This is a genomic window from Tistlia sp., from assembly GCF_040905785.1.
Lineage (GTDB): Bacteria > Pseudomonadota > Alphaproteobacteria > Kiloniellales > DSM-21159 > Tistlia.
In genome coordinates, this window is sequence record NZ_JBBDQW010000067.1 from 1 (window position 1) to 13,236 (window position 13,236).

Annotated in this window: 16 protein-coding genes, 2 tRNA genes, 1 pseudogene and 1 riboswitch; of the genes and pseudogenes, 14 read left to right on the top strand and 5 right to left on the bottom strand. The window is 72.7% G+C overall.

Annotated features, from left to right (window positions below):
• The first annotated feature begins 100 nt into the window (after positions 1–100).
• Positions 101–233: riboswitch (yybP-ykoY riboswitch) on the top strand.
• A gap of 94 nt (positions 234–327) precedes the next feature.
• Complete coding sequence (locus WD341_RS15245; protein WP_368426335.1) at positions 328–897, top strand: TMEM165/GDT1 family protein; 570 nt, start codon at positions 328–330, stop codon at positions 895–897.
• Positions 898–1,106: 209 nt separating this feature from the next.
• On the opposite strand, the gene WD341_RS15250 is transcribed toward WD341_RS15245, so the two are convergent.
• Positions 1,107–1,598, bottom strand: a complete 492-nt coding sequence (locus tag WD341_RS15250; protein ID WP_368426336.1) for a GcrA family cell cycle regulator — start codon at positions 1,596–1,598, stop codon at positions 1,107–1,109.
• Between the two features lie 205 nt (positions 1,599–1,803).
• Here WD341_RS15250 and WD341_RS15255 point away from each other — a divergent pair, with 205 nt between their 5' ends.
• Together WD341_RS15255 and WD341_RS15260 are read left to right on the top strand one after the other, a co-directional pair.
• A complete protein-coding gene (locus WD341_RS15255) occupies positions 1,804–2,448 on the top strand; it encodes a helix-turn-helix domain-containing protein (protein WP_368426337.1) in 645 nt (214 codons plus the stop codon).
• A 110-nt stretch (positions 2,449–2,558) separates the two neighbouring features.
• A complete protein-coding gene (locus tag WD341_RS15260) occupies positions 2,559–3,011 on the top strand; it encodes a hypothetical protein (RefSeq protein ID WP_368426338.1) in 453 nt (150 codons plus the stop codon).
• Here WD341_RS15260 and WD341_RS15265 read toward each other — a convergent pair.
• Positions 3,008–3,976 (bottom strand): serine/threonine dehydratase, encoded by a 969-nt coding sequence (locus tag WD341_RS15265; RefSeq protein ID WP_368426339.1) that lies wholly within the window; start codon positions 3,974–3,976, stop codon positions 3,008–3,010. The two genes, WD341_RS15260 and WD341_RS15265, sit on opposite strands and share 4 nt — an antisense overlap.
• A gap of 81 nt (positions 3,977–4,057) precedes the next feature.
• Here WD341_RS15265 and WD341_RS15270 point away from each other — a divergent pair, with 81 nt between their 5' ends.
• Both WD341_RS15270 and WD341_RS15275 read left to right on the top strand, forming a co-directional pair.
• Complete coding sequence (locus tag WD341_RS15270) at positions 4,058–4,372, top strand: ArsR/SmtB family transcription factor (RefSeq protein WP_368426340.1); 315 nt, start codon at positions 4,058–4,060, stop codon at positions 4,370–4,372.
• A gap of 84 nt (positions 4,373–4,456) precedes the next feature.
• Complete coding sequence (locus WD341_RS15275; RefSeq protein ID WP_368426341.1) at positions 4,457–5,008, top strand: hypothetical protein; 552 nt, start codon at positions 4,457–4,459, stop codon at positions 5,006–5,008.
• On the opposite strand, the gene WD341_RS15280 is transcribed toward WD341_RS15275, so the two are convergent.
• Positions 4,980–6,572, bottom strand: a complete 1,593-nt coding sequence (locus tag WD341_RS15280; protein WP_368426342.1) for a 4-hydroxyphenylacetate 3-hydroxylase family protein — start codon at positions 6,570–6,572, stop codon at positions 4,980–4,982. The genes WD341_RS15275 and WD341_RS15280 overlap by 29 nt on opposite strands.
• Positions 6,573–6,794: 222 nt before the next feature.
• Between WD341_RS15280 and WD341_RS15285 the strand changes: the two genes are divergently transcribed.
• Positions 6,795–7,142: a response regulator gene (locus WD341_RS15285; protein WP_368426343.1), complete on the top strand. Its 348-nt coding sequence runs from the start codon at positions 6,795–6,797 to the stop codon at positions 7,140–7,142.
• Here the strand turns inward: WD341_RS15285 and WD341_RS15290 are convergent.
• Positions 7,139–8,419 (bottom strand): acyl-CoA dehydrogenase family protein, encoded by a 1,281-nt coding sequence (locus WD341_RS15290; protein WP_368426355.1) that lies wholly within the window; start codon positions 8,417–8,419, stop codon positions 7,139–7,141. The genes WD341_RS15285 and WD341_RS15290 overlap by 4 nt on opposite strands.
• Positions 8,396–8,898: pseudogene (locus WD341_RS15295) on the bottom strand (hypothetical protein); the annotation flags it as partial. The gene WD341_RS15290 and the pseudogene WD341_RS15295, both read right to left, overlap by 24 nt.
• 41 nt (positions 8,899–8,939) lie before the next feature.
• Here WD341_RS15295 and WD341_RS15300 point away from each other — a divergent pair.
• The 8 genes from WD341_RS15300 to WD341_RS15335 all read left to right on the top strand — a co-directional run bounded on the left by WD341_RS15300 (position 8,940) and on the right by WD341_RS15335 (position 13,100).
• On the top strand, positions 8,940–9,611 hold the full coding sequence (locus tag WD341_RS15300) for a TetR/AcrR family transcriptional regulator (protein WP_368426344.1): 672 nt from the start codon (positions 8,940–8,942) through the stop codon (positions 9,609–9,611).
• A complete protein-coding gene (locus tag WD341_RS15305) occupies positions 9,608–9,901 on the top strand; it encodes a hypothetical protein (protein WP_368426345.1) in 294 nt (97 codons plus the stop codon). The genes WD341_RS15300 and WD341_RS15305 overlap by 4 nt, the downstream gene beginning before the upstream one ends.
• Before the next feature lie 8 nt (positions 9,902–9,909).
• Positions 9,910–10,281, top strand: coding sequence for an HAD-IA family hydrolase (locus tag WD341_RS15310; RefSeq protein WP_368426356.1), 372 nt, complete (start codon positions 9,910–9,912; stop codon positions 10,279–10,281).
• A 97-nt stretch (positions 10,282–10,378) separates the two neighbouring features.
• A tRNA-Cys gene (locus tag WD341_RS15315) sits at positions 10,379–10,452 on the top strand.
• A 123-nt stretch (positions 10,453–10,575) separates the two neighbouring features.
• A complete protein-coding gene (locus tag WD341_RS15320) occupies positions 10,576–10,806 on the top strand; it encodes a hypothetical protein (protein ID WP_368426346.1) in 231 nt (76 codons plus the stop codon).
• Positions 10,807–10,947: 141 nt separating this feature from the next.
• Positions 10,948–11,022, top strand: a tRNA-Asn gene (locus WD341_RS15325).
• A gap of 419 nt (positions 11,023–11,441) precedes the next feature.
• Positions 11,442–12,122, top strand: coding sequence for a response regulator (locus WD341_RS15330; protein ID WP_368426347.1), 681 nt, complete (start codon positions 11,442–11,444; stop codon positions 12,120–12,122).
• An 810-nt stretch (positions 12,123–12,932) separates the two neighbouring features.
• The gene (locus tag WD341_RS15335) at positions 12,933–13,100 is read left to right on the top strand and encodes a hypothetical protein (RefSeq protein ID WP_368426348.1); all 168 of its coding nucleotides are present in this window, start codon (positions 12,933–12,935) and stop codon (positions 13,098–13,100) included.
• Positions 13,101–13,236: the final 136 nt, after the last annotated feature.

Consider the following 13,236-nt stretch of genomic DNA (forward strand, 5'->3'; position numbering starts at 1 on the left):
TCCTCACCGACATCCTCAACGCACCTGCCCGTTAACCTGGACTCGTTGCCGTGGGCCCGACCGGGGCCGGCTTGACCCTGGATCGCCCGGGCGCTAGAGCTTGCCCGTCATCTGGGGAGTAGTCAGCCGTCCCGCGGGGACGGTTTCCGCGTCAACATGCTTGGCGGGCACGCCATGGCGCGGAAGAGCGGGGCCTAATCCGATCTCGGCAGAGTCCGAGCGGCGGCCCGGTTCAGGCGAGACCGATGGCGCCGCACCTCCCGGAAGGCTCGGGCAGGAGGCGCGGCGCCCTGGTCTCACGCCGCCCGGCCCCTGGATCGCGCCTCCTTGGACGTTCTCCTCACCTCCCTCTTCGTCGTCGCGGTCGCCGAGATCGGCGACAAGACCCAGCTGCTGGCGATCCTGCTGGCCAGCCGCTACGGCCGACCCTGGCCGATCGCCTGCGCCATCCTGGTCGCGACCCTGGCCAACCACGGGCTCGCCGCGCTCGCCGGCGCCGAGCTCGCGGCCTGGTTCGAGGGCCCGCTGTTCGCCGGCCTCGTCGGCGCCGGCTTCCTGGCCATGGCGGCCTGGGCGCTGGTGCCCGACCGGCTCGAGGAGGAGGCGGCGCGCACCCGCGGCCGCGACGCCTTCCTGGCCACGCTGGTCGCCTTCTTCCTGGTCGAGATCGGCGACAAGACCCAGGTCGCCACGGTCGCGCTGGCTGCCCGCTTCGGCTCGGTCGTCCTGGTCACCCTGGGCACCACGCTCGGCATGCTGCTCGCCAACCTGCCGGCGCTGTTCCTCGGCCACCGGCTGCTGCGGATCCTGCCGCTGCGGGCGCTGCGCCTGGGCGCCGCCCTGCTGTTCGCGCTGCTCGGCCTGTGGATCCTGGCCGAGGCGGCCGGCCTCGCCTGAGTGCTCGAAGCGCCAGAGCGCACGGTCGAAGCCGGCGGCCTCCCGCTCGGCCTCCTCGGCGAGCTCCGCGGCCCCGGCGAGGCCCAGCCGGTCGGCCTCGGCCGCGAGCTCGGCGAGGCAGGAGATCCAGAGACGCAGGCGCAGGGCCGCGCGGCGCAGGCGCCGCCAGTCGCTGCCGTCGGCCGCGCCGGTGGGCGGGCGGCAGGGACTCAGGCCGCCCGCTCCCGTCCGCTCTCCGCCTCCAGGCGGCGCGGCTGCCGGCAGCGCGCCAGGTGCTCGCCGCAGTAGGGCCAGCCGTCGGGGTTGCGCGCGACCGCCGCGCCGCAGCGGTGGCCGCCGGCCTTGAGGTCGCCGACGACGAACTGGCAGGCCGTGAAGAGCGCCCTGCCGCGCGGCTGCGGCCGGTACCCGCGCTGCAGCCTCAGCAGGTCCTCCGCCGTGATGCCGGTGGCGGCGGCCAGGGCGGCGAGGCGCCGCTCCCAGTGGCTCGGCCGCGGCTCCGAGCAGGCCTCGGGCAGCCGCGTCTCCAGCGCCAGGCGATGCGCCTTGGAGACGACGGCGTCCTTGGTCGTGCCGAGCCGCTCGGCGATCGCCGAGCCGACCAGGCCCTCGGCCCAGTGGCGGGTCAGCTCGGCGACCCGCTCGCCGGTCCAGAACCCGCGGCCTCCGGCCCGCCCGCTCGCTGTCGGACTGCGTCTCATGTCCCGGCTGCCTCGCACATCTTAAGTTCCCTATTTGTTCTCTTCGTGGATCATCCGTTCCGCCGTGGGCGTCGTCAACCACATCCACTATTTTACTTGTTGATAAGTGGCGGCGAGCGGGCGCCTCCGCCTGCTTGCCCGGCGACCGGGAGGCGCGCTAGTCTCGGCGTTGCCTAAATCGCAACAGAGACCGGATCCCCTCAGCATGCCACGCACCAAGAAGTCGCCGAGCCGCAGGACTCCGGCGCCGGCGGTCGCGTCCGGCTGGTTCGCCCGTCGCCTCGCCGAGATCGGCGAGACCCAGCGCGGGCTCGCGCGTTTCCTGGGGGCCGACCCCTCGACGGTCAGCAAGATGCTGAGCGGCGTGCGCCGCATCCGCCTGGAGGAGGCCGAGGCCCTGGCCCGCTTCCTGCGGGTGCCGCTGCTCGACGTCCTGGAGCAGGCCGGCGTCTCGCTGCAGGGCGTCGGCGAGACGCAGCCGGCGGCGGCCCTGGTCGGCCTCGTCGACGGCGAGGGGCGGATCCGGCCCTGGGAGGGCGAGCCCGAGGCCGTCCTGCTGCCGCTCGCCGGCGCGCCGGCGCTCCACCATCCGGCGCTGGTCGCCTTGCGCCTCGAAGACCCGGAGAGCCTGATGGACGGCTGGACCTTCTTCCATGCGCCAGCGGAGCGCGTCGAGGCCGGCGCGGTCGGGAGGCTGGCCGTGGTGCGCAGCCGCGGCGCGCGCGGCGAGCGCCTGGCCGTGGTCGAGGCCGGCGAGGCTCCCGACCGCTTCCAGCTCGACGGCTTCGACGGGCGCCGGACCACGGCGCGCCTGGCCAGCGCCGTGCCGGTGCTCCTGATCCGCCCCTAGCGGCACCGCGCGCCACTAGTTTACTTGTTATTCTGACGACGCGCGCTTAGCCTCGGAGGACGCGCGGGAGCCGGAGCGGCCGGCGCCCGGCCCAAGGGGACCGCCCGCCCATGCCGAGCTTGCGCTACCTGCCTGCCGAAGCCCCCTGCGGCTCGCCTTCCTGCCCGACCGGGACCGGCGCGGCGCTCCGCCTGGACTGGCTGCAGCGCACCCTTCGCGCCGAAAGCTGGCGCGCCCGCTGGCGCCCGCGCGCGCTCGCGGCGCGGGTCCTGCACGAGCGCGTGCCGGGCCTGGAGGCCGGCCCGGGCTTCGAGCTCCTGGGCGACCCGCGCGGCCCCGGCTGGCTGGAGTTCCGGGCGGCCGAGGAAAGGCCGCACGACCCGGACTTAGAACTGCAGCGGCTGCTGGAGGTGACGCGACGACCCTGGGGCCTGCTCGCCCTGCTGCCGCGCGAGGCGCGGGCGCCGGTGCGGCTGCTCGAGCGCGAGCGGAATCCGGGCCTCGGCCGCCGCCTCGCCTCGGCCGCGGCCGAGCGCCTGCTGGCCGGCCGGCGTCTGCCCTAGAGATCCACCCTGTGGGTGTTGGCGCCGCACAGCAGCACGGCGACGCGCTCCTCGGGGGCCGGGCGGTAGGCGCCCGAGAGCAGCGCCGCGAAGGCGGCCGCGCCGCCCGGCTCGCTGGCGATGCGCAGGACCGCCCAGAGCCGCGCCTGGGCCTCGGCGATGGCCGCGTCCGGGACCAGCACGACGCGCTCGACCCGTTCGCGCGCGATCGGGAACATCAGCTCTCCGACCCGGCGCGGCGCCAGGGAGTCCGCCGCCAGGCCGCCGGCCGGGGCGTCGACGGGACGGCCGGCGCGCAGCGCCTCGAACAGCGTCGGCGCGGCCTCGGGCTCGACCCCGACGACCTTGATCCCGCTGACGGCGAGCGCGGCGGCGACGCCACCGATCAGGCCGCCGCCGCCGACCGCGACGAGCAGCGTGTCGATCCCGCGGCTTTCCGAGGCCGCCGCCTGGCGCTCGAGCTCCAGGCCGGCCGTGCCCTGCCCGAGCAGCGTCTCGCGCTGGTCGTAGGCATGGACCGCCAGGGCGCCGGTCTCGGCGACGCAAGCCTCGGCGGCGGCCAGGGCGTCGGCATAGAGGTCGCCGCCGACGACCAACTCGGCGCCGCTTGCCTCGATCCGCGCGATCTTGGCCGGCGAGGCGACGCTGGGCACGAAGATCCTTGCGCGGATCCCCAGGGTCCGGGCGGCGTGCGCCACGGCGGCGCCGTGGTTGCCGCCCGAGGCGGCGACGACGCCGGCCTCCGGCACCTCGCGCAGCAGCAGGTTGGCGAAGGCGCCGCGCGCCTTGAAGGAGCCGGAGTGCTGCAGGAACTCCAGCTTCAGGGTCAGCGGCAAGCCGCCCAGCCCGAAGTCTTCCGCGGCGACCTCGATGAGCGGCGTCCGTCGCACGTAGGGGCGGATGCGCGCCTCCGTCGCCGACACGGCCGCCCGGTCGATCGCCGACTCCTCACCCTGCCCGCTCATCGCTTCGCCTCCCGTCGTCTCGACAGCCGAACGACGTCATGCCATCAATTAGGAAATTTGCAAAGTCCCGAAGGGGAGCCCGTGGACGCCGAGGCCGATCTGCTCGCGATCCTCAAGGCCCTGGCCAGCGACAAGCGCCTGCAGGTGCTGGCCTGGCTCAAGGACCCGCGCGCGCACTTTCCGCCGCAGCGCGACGGCGACCTGGTGTCCGACGGCGTCTGCGGCCTGCTGATCGCGCAGAAGCTGGGCCTCAGCCAGCCGACCGTCCACGGCCACATGAAGCTGCTGGTCCAGGCCGGCCTGGTGCGCGAGACGCGGATCCGGCAGTGGACCTTCTACCGCCGCGACGAGGGCGCCCTGGCGGCGGCCACCGCACGGCTCGCGGAGTGCCTGTGACCGGCGCCGCGAGGGTCTCGCCCGGCCGGCCTCCGCGCACCATATCTCGGGAAAGGATGCCGTCCGCTCGAGGAGCCTTTCGTCATGCACGCCCGCCTTCGCCTGCCGGCTCTCCTGGCCCTGCTGCTGAGCGCGGCCCTGGCCGCCGGCTGCACGAGCCCCACTCCCTATCAGGCGCGCGGGCCGGACGGCATGGGCCCGGACTACGGCTTCGCCGAGCAGAAGCTCGCCGAGGACCGCTACCGGGTCACCGCCACCGGCAACGAGGCGACCAGCAGCGACACGCTGGAGAACTACCTGCTGTTCCGCGCCGCCGAGCTGGCGCGGGCACACGACTACGCGGGCTTCGAGGTCGTCAAGCGCGACCTCGATCCCCTGACGCGCCACGTCACCCACTACTCGGGGGTCGGCCAGCCGCTCGGCATGGCCTTCCTGCCCGGCCCGCTCTACAACCCGGGCTACCTGGGCGGTCCGCGCGAGGCCTACAGCCGGTCGATCACCCGCTACCGCGCCAGCGCCGAGATTCTCCTGCTCGAGGAGCTGCCGGCCGAGCCGCGCGGCGACGTCTACGACGCGCGCGCGCTGATGACCCAGCTGGCGCCCTCGATCAATCGCCCGGGCTCTCTGGCGAACTAGCCGCGGCCGGCTCGGCGAGCCAGCGCGAGGGCAGCAGCGGCACCTCGCAGCCGGTCGCGCAGCAGCGTCCCGGCTGCTTCGAGACCCGCCGCCCGCCCGCCGCCGCGCCGTCCTCGCCTTGCGCCAGCACGCCGCGGTCGAGCAGGCGCTCGACCAGCTCGGCGCGCTCGGCGACCGGGTAGTTGCGCCAGATCTCGCGCTTCATCGCCTCGGGCGAGCCGCCGCCGTGCAGCGAGATCACCGAGTACCAGCCGCCGGTGTCCGAAGCGGTCAGGTCCTCGATCAGGCGCGCGACCTCCATCCGCTGGCTCGCCGGGATGTCGGGGCGGCCGGCCAGCACGGCGGCCAGCGAGCCGGCGGTCTCGGGATTGTGGTCCTCCTCGGGACCCGGCAGCGCCACCACCAGGCCGCCCGAGACGGTGTGGGCCAAGCGGTGCATGTCGTAGATCTGGGTCGCCAGCAGCAGCTTACCGACGTTGGCGAAGACCGCGTCGGGCATGACCGAGCCGGCCGGATCCTTGGTGCAGTAGACCGAGGCGGCGACGCCGCAGGCGAAGAAGCCCTCGACGATGCGGATCAGGTCGACCATCGTCTCGCGGACGTGCCCGTGGCGCTCGGGGTCCAGGCCGTTGGCCTCGATCATCAGCGTGCCGGCGCCGATCAGCAGGTCGCCGAAGCCGGCGCGCGCGGCGATGCAGGAATGCCGGTGGTGGGTCGCGTAGGCCGTGGTCGCGAAGCCGGCCTCCTCGTGCTCGCCGGCCAGGAAGACCCGCTCCCAGGGCACCAGCACGTCGTCGAACTGCACGACCGCGACCGACTGGCCGTAGCGTGCCGAGAATTTGGCTGCGGCCTCGCCCGGCCGCCCCGCCCGCTTGGCGACGATGGTGACGCCCTCGGCGTCGACCGGCACGGCGCAGCAGACGGCGAAGTCGCGGTCCCCCGGCGTCATGGTCCGGCAGGGCATGACCAAGAGCTCGTGCATGTAGGGCGCCGAGGTCACGATCGCCTTGGTGCCGCGGATCACGATGCCCTCGGCGCGCCGCTCCTTGACGTGGACGTAGACGTCCCGGTTGGCCTGGCTGCCGGGTCTGAGCGAGCGGTCGCCCTTGGCGTCGGTCATGCAGATGCCGATCGAGAGGTCCTCCTCCTGGAACCAGTGCAGGTACTCCAGGAAGCGCGCGTGGTACTCGGTGCCGTGGGCCTCGTCGGCGCGCCGGGTCGCCTGGAACAGCCCGTTGAAGCCGTCGTGGGCCAGGTAGCGCTGGGCGCAGCCGGTCTCGCGGCAGAGCAGGCGCACGGCCTCCAGCTTGTAGAGCAGGTCGGTCGAGCTCTCGTCGATGTGCAGCATCCGGTTGACGGTCTTGCCGGAGGTGCCCTGGCGCGCCGTCATCAGCAGCTCGTACTCGGACCTGAGCGCGAAGTCGTAGGACACGCCGATGCCGGCGATGCCGGGCGCCAGCAGGGGCTCGTCGGCGACGCTCTCGACGCGCCGCCCCTCGAGGAAGACGCGCGGCTTCAGGCGGCGCAGGGACTCTCGGTAGTCGGCGGCGGACATCCTGGGCATGGCGGCTCCTGACCCGATCCGGCTCGGCTAGCCGCCTGCGGAGGGTCCCGCAAGCGCGCGCCCGGCCCTTCGGCAGGTAGTTTCGAACACTGTTAGATTAATGGTCAAGCCCTGCGTGGTGTGGCGGACTTGCCCCCAATTCTCCTTCTGTGCGAACCAAAGCCCCTAGAACGGCGTTCCCGCCAAGCCGATCGATCCCGGCAGCTCCCGCTAGGCGGACCCATGAAGCCCCAGATTCTGATCGTCGAAGACGATTTCCTCGTGGCCCTGGCAATCCAGGATGTCATCGAAGCGGCCGGCTATGAGGTCGTAGGACCCTACCGACGTTTGACCTCGGCCTGGGACGTGGCCCGCAGCCTCGAGCTGTCGGCCGCCTTCCTCGACATCCGAATCGAGGGCGGCACCGTCTTTCCGGTGGCCAAGGCCCTGCAGAACCGGGGCATCCCCTTCGCCTTCGTCACCGCCAATCCCGAGTTGATCACCGCCAAGATCTATCCGGAGGCGCCGGTCATCAGCAAACCCTTTGCCCCCTCGGACGTCGAGGGCGCCCTGGAGCGGCTGGTACACTAGCCCGCCTTGCCGGTGTGGGAGCCGGTGTGGGCGTGCCTGTGGGTAGAGGCGACGGTTGCCCGCTCGACGATCGCGCGCATTTCCGGCGCGTCCTCCAGGGTGCCGTAGACCTGCCCCCAGTCCCCGGCCAACCGCGAGCGGCAGAAGGCCTGGAAGCTGTCGGCATGGCCGTCGGCGTGCAGCGCCGAAGCCTGCAGGGCGGTCGCCAGCAGGCCGGTCAGGCGGCGCCCGTGGCCATCGTCGTTGCGCGAGCGCGCCAGCTCGTCGCCGAGCCGGCCGAGCCAGCGGTCGTAGGCGGGATCGGCGCCGCGCGCACCCTCCAGCTCGTCCATGACCGCCTCGCCGGCTTCCGGCTGCTTCCTCAGCGTGCGCAGCACGTCCATGGCCATCATGTTGCTGGTACCCTCCCAGATTGCGTTGAGCGGCGCCTCCCGGTAGAGCCGGGCCATGGGGTTTTCTTCGATGAAGCCGTTGCCGCCGTGGCACTCCAGCGCCTCGACGACGAAGGCCGCGGCGCGCCGGCAGTTCCAGAACTTGGCCAACGGCGTGGTCAGGCGCGCGAAGTGGCGCTCCTTCTCGTCGGTCTCGATGCCGTCGGTGGCGCGCGCCACGCGGAAGGCCAGCAGGGTCGAGGCCTCGCTGTCGATCGCCAGGTCAGCCAGGATATTGGTCATCATCGGCTGGTCGGCCAGCGCCAGGCCGAAGCCTCGCCGGCTCTGGGTGTGGTCAAGGGCCAGGGTCAGGGCCTGGCGCATCAGGCCGGCCGAGGCGACCGCGAAATCGAGGCGGGTCAGGTGCGAGTGCGACAGGATCTCGCGGATCCCTTGGCCCTCCTCGCCGACGAGCCAAGCCAGGGCCTCGTGGTACTCGACCTCGCTGGAAGCGTTGGAGCGGTTGCCGCACTTGTCCTTGAGCCGCTGCAGCCGGATCCGGTTGCGCGCGCCGTCGGGCAGGAACCCCGGCACGAAGAAGCAGGACACGCCCGGCGTGCTGCGCGCCAGGGTGAAGAAGCCGTCCGAGACCGGCACCGAGAAGAACCACTTGTGGCCGGTCAGCAGGTAGACGCGGCCCTCGGGCGTGTCCTCCAGGAAGCGCGCCCGGGTCACGGTCTCGCGCAGGTCGGAGCCGCCCTGCTTCTCGGTCATGGCGTAGCCGATGGTGGCGCCCGCCTTGTCGGCGAGCGGCAGCGGCCGCGGATCGTAGATTCCCGAGACGATCTTCTCGCGCCAGGGCGCGAACTCGCGCTGGCGCAAGCCCGGATAGGCGGCGTAGGTCATGCCCATCGGGCAGCCGACGCCCTGCTCGACCTGGTTCCACAGGTAGGACAGGACCGCCCGCCCGAAGTGGCCGCCCCGCTCCTGGGTGGTCCAGGCCAGGGAGGCGACCTCGTGGCCGACCGCCATGGCCATCAGCTGGTGCCAGGCCGGGTGAACTCGACCCAGTCCAGGCGATTGCCGAAGCGATCGTGGGTCCTGAGCTCGGGCGTGTGGCGGTTGGCCAGGCGCGCCAGCTCCTGGACGTCGGGGTCGCCGGCCTGGGCGCCCAGCGCGGCCGCCCGCCCGGCCATCCAGGGCGCGTAGCGTTCGACCAGCGAGACCAGCAGGCGGTCGCCGCCGTAAGCGTCCCAGCCGACCGCCGGCCGCGCCTGATTGGCGGCCGCGAAGGCGGCGTCCGGTTCGGCGGCGGGGCCGCTGTCGAAATCGGCGAGCTGGCTCACGGGGGCATCCTCCGGGTCGATTGCCAAAAGATTGAACATCGTTAAATTCGTCGTCAAGCAACCGCTGGGAAGGGGCCGGGATGACGCTGCCCGACAGGGTGCCCGAGGGCACCGAGACGGCCGGACCGCGAAGGCGCGGCCGCCGCCCGGCGGGGCGCGCCCTGAAGCGGGATCTGATCCTGGAGGCGGCGCGCGCCGTCTTCGAGACCGAGGGGTTGGACGGCGCCTCGCTGCGCGCCATCGCCGCCAAGGCCGGCTACACGCCGGCGGCGCTCTACTTCCACTTCGAGTCCAAGGAGGCAATCTACGCCGCGGTCCTGCAGGCCTCGATGGACCGCCTCGGGCTGGCCACCCGGCGCCGCGTCGCCCGCGCCGCGGACCCGGCGGGGCGGCTGCGCGCCGCAGCCCTGGGATTCTTCGAGTTCTACGAGAAGAACCCGCGCGATCTCGACCTCGGCTTCTACCTGTTCCGCGGCGGCATGAAGCCGCGCGGCCTCGGGCCCGAGCACGACCGCGCGCTCAACGCCGCGCTGGCCGCGCAGCTGGAGCCGATCGCCGCGGCCGCCCAGGAGCTCGGCGCCCCGCGCGCCGAGGCCGAGCGCCTCATGGTCGACTGCTTCGCCCATGCCGCGGGCCTGCTGCTGCTCGCCCACACCGGGCGCATCCGCATGTTCGGCGCCTCTGCGCCGCAGCTGATGGCGGCCTATCTCGAGGAGAAGCTGGCGCAGCTCGGGGCCGTGCCCCGCGGATGAGCCCCGACCTCGTGATCTTCGACTGCGACGGCGTGCTGATTGACAGCGAGCCCCTGGCCTGCGCCGCCGGCGCCGAGGTGCTGGCGCAGCTCGGTCTCGCCGTCACCGCCGCGGAGATCGGGCGGCGCTTCCTCGGCCGGTCCGCCGCCGCCATGCAGGCCGAGCTGGAGCGCGACCTCGGCCGGCCGCTGCCCGCCGACTTCGCGGCGCGCTGCGAGGCGCGCGTGCTGGAGGCCTTCCGCGGCCGCCTGCAGGCGCTGCCCCAGGCGGCCCCCAGGCCGCCGAGGTAATCGCCGCCCTGCCCTTCCGGCGCTGCGTCGCCAGCAGCAGCCGGCCCGGCAGGCTCGCGCTCGGCCTGATCGAGACCGGCCTCTACGAGCTGTTCTATCCGCACGTCTTCTCGAGCGTGCTCGTCGCCCGCGGCAAGCCGGCGCCCGACCTCTTCCTCCATGCGGCCGGACAGCTCGGCGCCGAGCCGGCGCGCTGCCTGGTGCTGGAGGACAGCCGGCCCGGGATCGCCGCCGCCCGCGCCGCGGGGATGCGCGTGCTGGGCTTCGACGGCGGCGGTCATTGCGGCGGCGGCCACGGCGAGGCGCTGCGCCAGGCCGGCGCCGAGGCCGTGGTCTCGCGCTTCGCCGAGCTGCCCGGCGCCATCGACGCCCTGCTCTGAGGCCGGCGGGCGCGACGGGCCGCGCGCGCCTCGATCCCAACTGGACAAGGCCCGCGCCGCTCGGTTAGAAGCAGGCCGGCCGCAGAAAACCGCGTGCGGCTCGGTGGCAGAGTGGTCATGCAGAGGACTGCAAATCCTCGTACGTCGGTTCGATTCCGGCCCGAGCCTCCAACCCTGCACCCGAAAAGACACCCCGAACCGGCCCTCCCAGGGCCGCTTCGGGCATGCGGCTGGCGCCGCCTCGCCGCAGGGTCTAGCCTCGATCGACCGTAGCCGCCCCGGAAGGACGCCGGCATGGCCGGGCCGCTGGCCGCCAGGCAGCTGGACGCCGATACGCTGGCAGGCCTGCCGGCCGAAGCGCTCGCCTGCCTGCCCGAGCGGCTGCACCCGGTCAGCCGCTACTTCCTCGACAAGTGGCTCGACGGCACGCTGACCACGCCGGAGTTCCTGCGCTGGTTCCACATGCCCAACTCGGACTACCTGGAGGCCGGGCGCTGCCTGCTCAACGCGATCACCGGCGGCTGACTCGGCGCCACCCTGCGCCAGTGCGCCTGCCCTGCCGGCGCCTTCGAAAATCTTTGCAGGGCCCGAGGGCTTTGCTATAAGCACGCTCCCATGACGGCAGGCCTCGGCCGCCGCTCGTGGCCAGGGCCGAGAACGGCCTGTTCCGGGGTAGCTCAACGGTAGAGCAATCGGCTGTTAACCGATAGGTTGGGGGTTCGAATCCCTCCCCCGGAGCCAATTCGGCTTCCGCTCACAGGACATCGCAAGCCGCTTCGGCAGCCGGCAGCCGCACGAAGGCTCCTCGCGAACGACCCTATGTCGAGGCCCGCGGGCCCGCGCGCTTCATGGTTCGACAGGCTCACCACGAAGCGACGGAGAAGTCCGCGCCGGCTTCCGGGCGTGCTTCATGGTGAGCCTGTCGAACCAGAAGCGTGGACTTTAATGCGGCAGGGGGCTTGCGTCACACAGCTTTGCTGCAAACTTGATCCAGGATAAGGACAGGCGCGGGGCCAGGAGGGATGCTCGCTCCCCAGCTTTGCGGCAGCCAGGATCGGCCGGACCCGTTGTGGAGGGATGCGACGTGCAATGCGTCGTCGACCCGGCTACTTCGCGCCCGAAAGGACCGGACCGGCGGCCCAACGGACGAGGAGGTGACGGTGTTCAACTACCCGCCGAGATGCGAGCCGATCGACCCTGCCGCCGAGCAGGCTCCCCGCGGCAGGGCCGCCCGGGAGGGTCTCAACAGGCTCGGCGCCTCCGGGCCGCGGGAGCCCAACGTGCCGACCGAGACGCCGGAGGAGGTGCCGCCCGATAGCCCGCCCGAGCTGCCGGCCGAGCCCCCCGTCGAGTTGCCTTCGCGCACGCCGCAGGAGATGCCGCCGGGCGCGCCGCCCGACCTGCCGCCCGGTTCCCCGCCGGAGGCCGAGCGCCCGGGCGACGCCGGCAGGGCCGGCGCCTCGGCCCTCCTGACGATCCTCCTGGTCGAGGACGACGCCCTGATCCGGCAGAACACCGCCGACATGCTGAGCGAGCTCGGACACGAGGTGCTCGAGGCGGGCCGCGCCGCGCAGGCGCTGGCCGTGCTGGCGGAGCGGAGCCTCGACCTGCTGCTCTGCGACGTCAGCCTGCCCGACGAATCCGGCGTCGAGCTGGCGCGCCGCGCGCGCCTGCGATACCCCGGCCTGCCGGTCGTCTTCGCCACCGGGCACAGCGAGATCGAGGGCCTGGTCGAAGCCGGCCTGTCCGGCTCGAGCCTGCTCCTGTCAAAGCCCTTCGAGCAGGAGGCCCTCGCCGCCTGCCTGGCACGAGCGACCGATCGCACCGAGGAAGCCGTCTAGCCTGGATTTCTCATACTGGAAGGGGTCGGCATCGCTCCTGGCGGGCTCGCTCCGCCAGGAGAGGCCAGAAGAGCGTAGCCGAAGCTACGCTCGAGGGCCTCGACGCCGCGGGCGAGCCCGCCAGGAGCGACCCGAAGGGCGTGGGTTATCGCCGCACAGGCCGCGTCGAAGCGCTTGCCCGATGCGCCGCATCGCGCTGCGCGCTTCTCCTTGCCTGTCCGCCGATAACCCACGTGACGACCCCCTCCAGTATGAGAAATCCAGGCTAGCGGGCCAAGAGCGGGCGCACGAAAAGCGAGCGCAGGAGAGCGGCCGCACGAAAAGCAACGGCCGCGCAGGTACTGCGCGACCGTTCCTGATCCTCCGCCGGACTCGCGCCGGCTTTCCTCCCCAAACCTGGGCCCTGCCGCCCTTGCGAACGACGGCCAAGACCAGAATGCCAGCCGTCCGGGTCGGCCGCAAGAAACTTTCGATGCTGCGCTACAGCAGATAACTTCCTGTTGGCGACCCCAGCCCGCATGGAAGTTCCTTGCGCCGCTGCGACCCGGCAGCCGACGGCGGCCCCGAGCACGAACCGGGAACTTATCCCCAGGTCGGGTCCGACAGAGCCTGCGATTTCCGCCTTTGACAGGGGCCTGCGCGGAGGTAGACTTGGGTATCGGCAGCGATTCTCTCTCAAGGGTTGGATCGCTGCGCCGGGGCCGCCGGTCCGCCTTCCCCAGCCACGCCCCGCCAAGAGGGTGCCTCGGCCAGCGTCGAGGACGGGAAGCGTCGAGGTGGGCCGCCCCGAACAGGCGGGAGGACTCTCTCATGAACCAACGACCAAGCGATTCGGGCCGAAGCGATTCGGGCCGTGCGGTCGCGGCAGACCGGCAGCGCCAGCTGCTCAACGCCGGGCTCGTGAACGCCGGTCTCGTGACCGGCAGCCTGATCCTGGGGGCGACCGCCATCGCCCTCTGGGTGACGATGGTCTTCTGAGCGATCGCCTCCGGCCGGCTCCGGCGGTCCGCCGGAACGGTCGGCAGCTCGGAAGCCGTCGCCGTTCGAGGGGAACACTCCAGCTTTTTCCGCAGCATCCGAACGAAAGCGGCGCCCCCCCCCCCCCCCCCCGGGG

Bases quoted from the DNA above. Each gene is read 5' to 3' on its own strand.
- WD341_RS15250 (WP_368426336.1), bottom strand. From the start codon at position 1,598: ATGAGACGCAGTCCGACAGCGAGCGGGCGGGCCGGAGGCCGCGGGTTC.
- WD341_RS15255 (WP_368426337.1), top strand. From the start codon at position 1,804: ATGCCACGCACCAAGAAGTCGCCGAGCCGCAGGACTCCGGCGCCGGCG.
- WD341_RS15260 (WP_368426338.1), top strand. From the start codon at position 2,559: ATGCCGAGCTTGCGCTACCTGCCTGCCGAAGCCCCCTGCGGCTCGCCT.
- WD341_RS15265 (WP_368426339.1), bottom strand. From the start codon at position 3,976: ATGAGCGGGCAGGGTGAGGAGTCGGCGATCGACCGGGCGGCCGTGTCG.
- WD341_RS15275 (WP_368426341.1), top strand. From the start codon at position 4,457: ATGCACGCCCGCCTTCGCCTGCCGGCTCTCCTGGCCCTGCTGCTGAGC.
- WD341_RS15280 (WP_368426342.1), bottom strand. From the start codon at position 6,572: ATGCCCAGGATGTCCGCCGCCGACTACCGAGAGTCCCTGCGCCGCCTG.
- WD341_RS15285 (WP_368426343.1), top strand. From the start codon at position 6,795: ATGAAGCCCCAGATTCTGATCGTCGAAGACGATTTCCTCGTGGCCCTG.
- WD341_RS15290 (WP_368426355.1), bottom strand. From the start codon at position 8,419: ATGACCTACGCCGCCTATCCGGGCTTGCGCCAGCGCGAGTTCGCGCCC.
- WD341_RS15300 (WP_368426344.1), top strand. From the start codon at position 8,940: ATGACGCTGCCCGACAGGGTGCCCGAGGGCACCGAGACGGCCGGACCG.
- WD341_RS15305 (WP_368426345.1), top strand. From the start codon at position 9,608: ATGAGCCCCGACCTCGTGATCTTCGACTGCGACGGCGTGCTGATTGAC.
- WD341_RS15320 (WP_368426346.1), top strand. From the start codon at position 10,576: ATGGCCGGGCCGCTGGCCGCCAGGCAGCTGGACGCCGATACGCTGGCA.
- WD341_RS15335 (WP_368426348.1), top strand. From the start codon at position 12,933: ATGAACCAACGACCAAGCGATTCGGGCCGAAGCGATTCGGGCCGTGCG.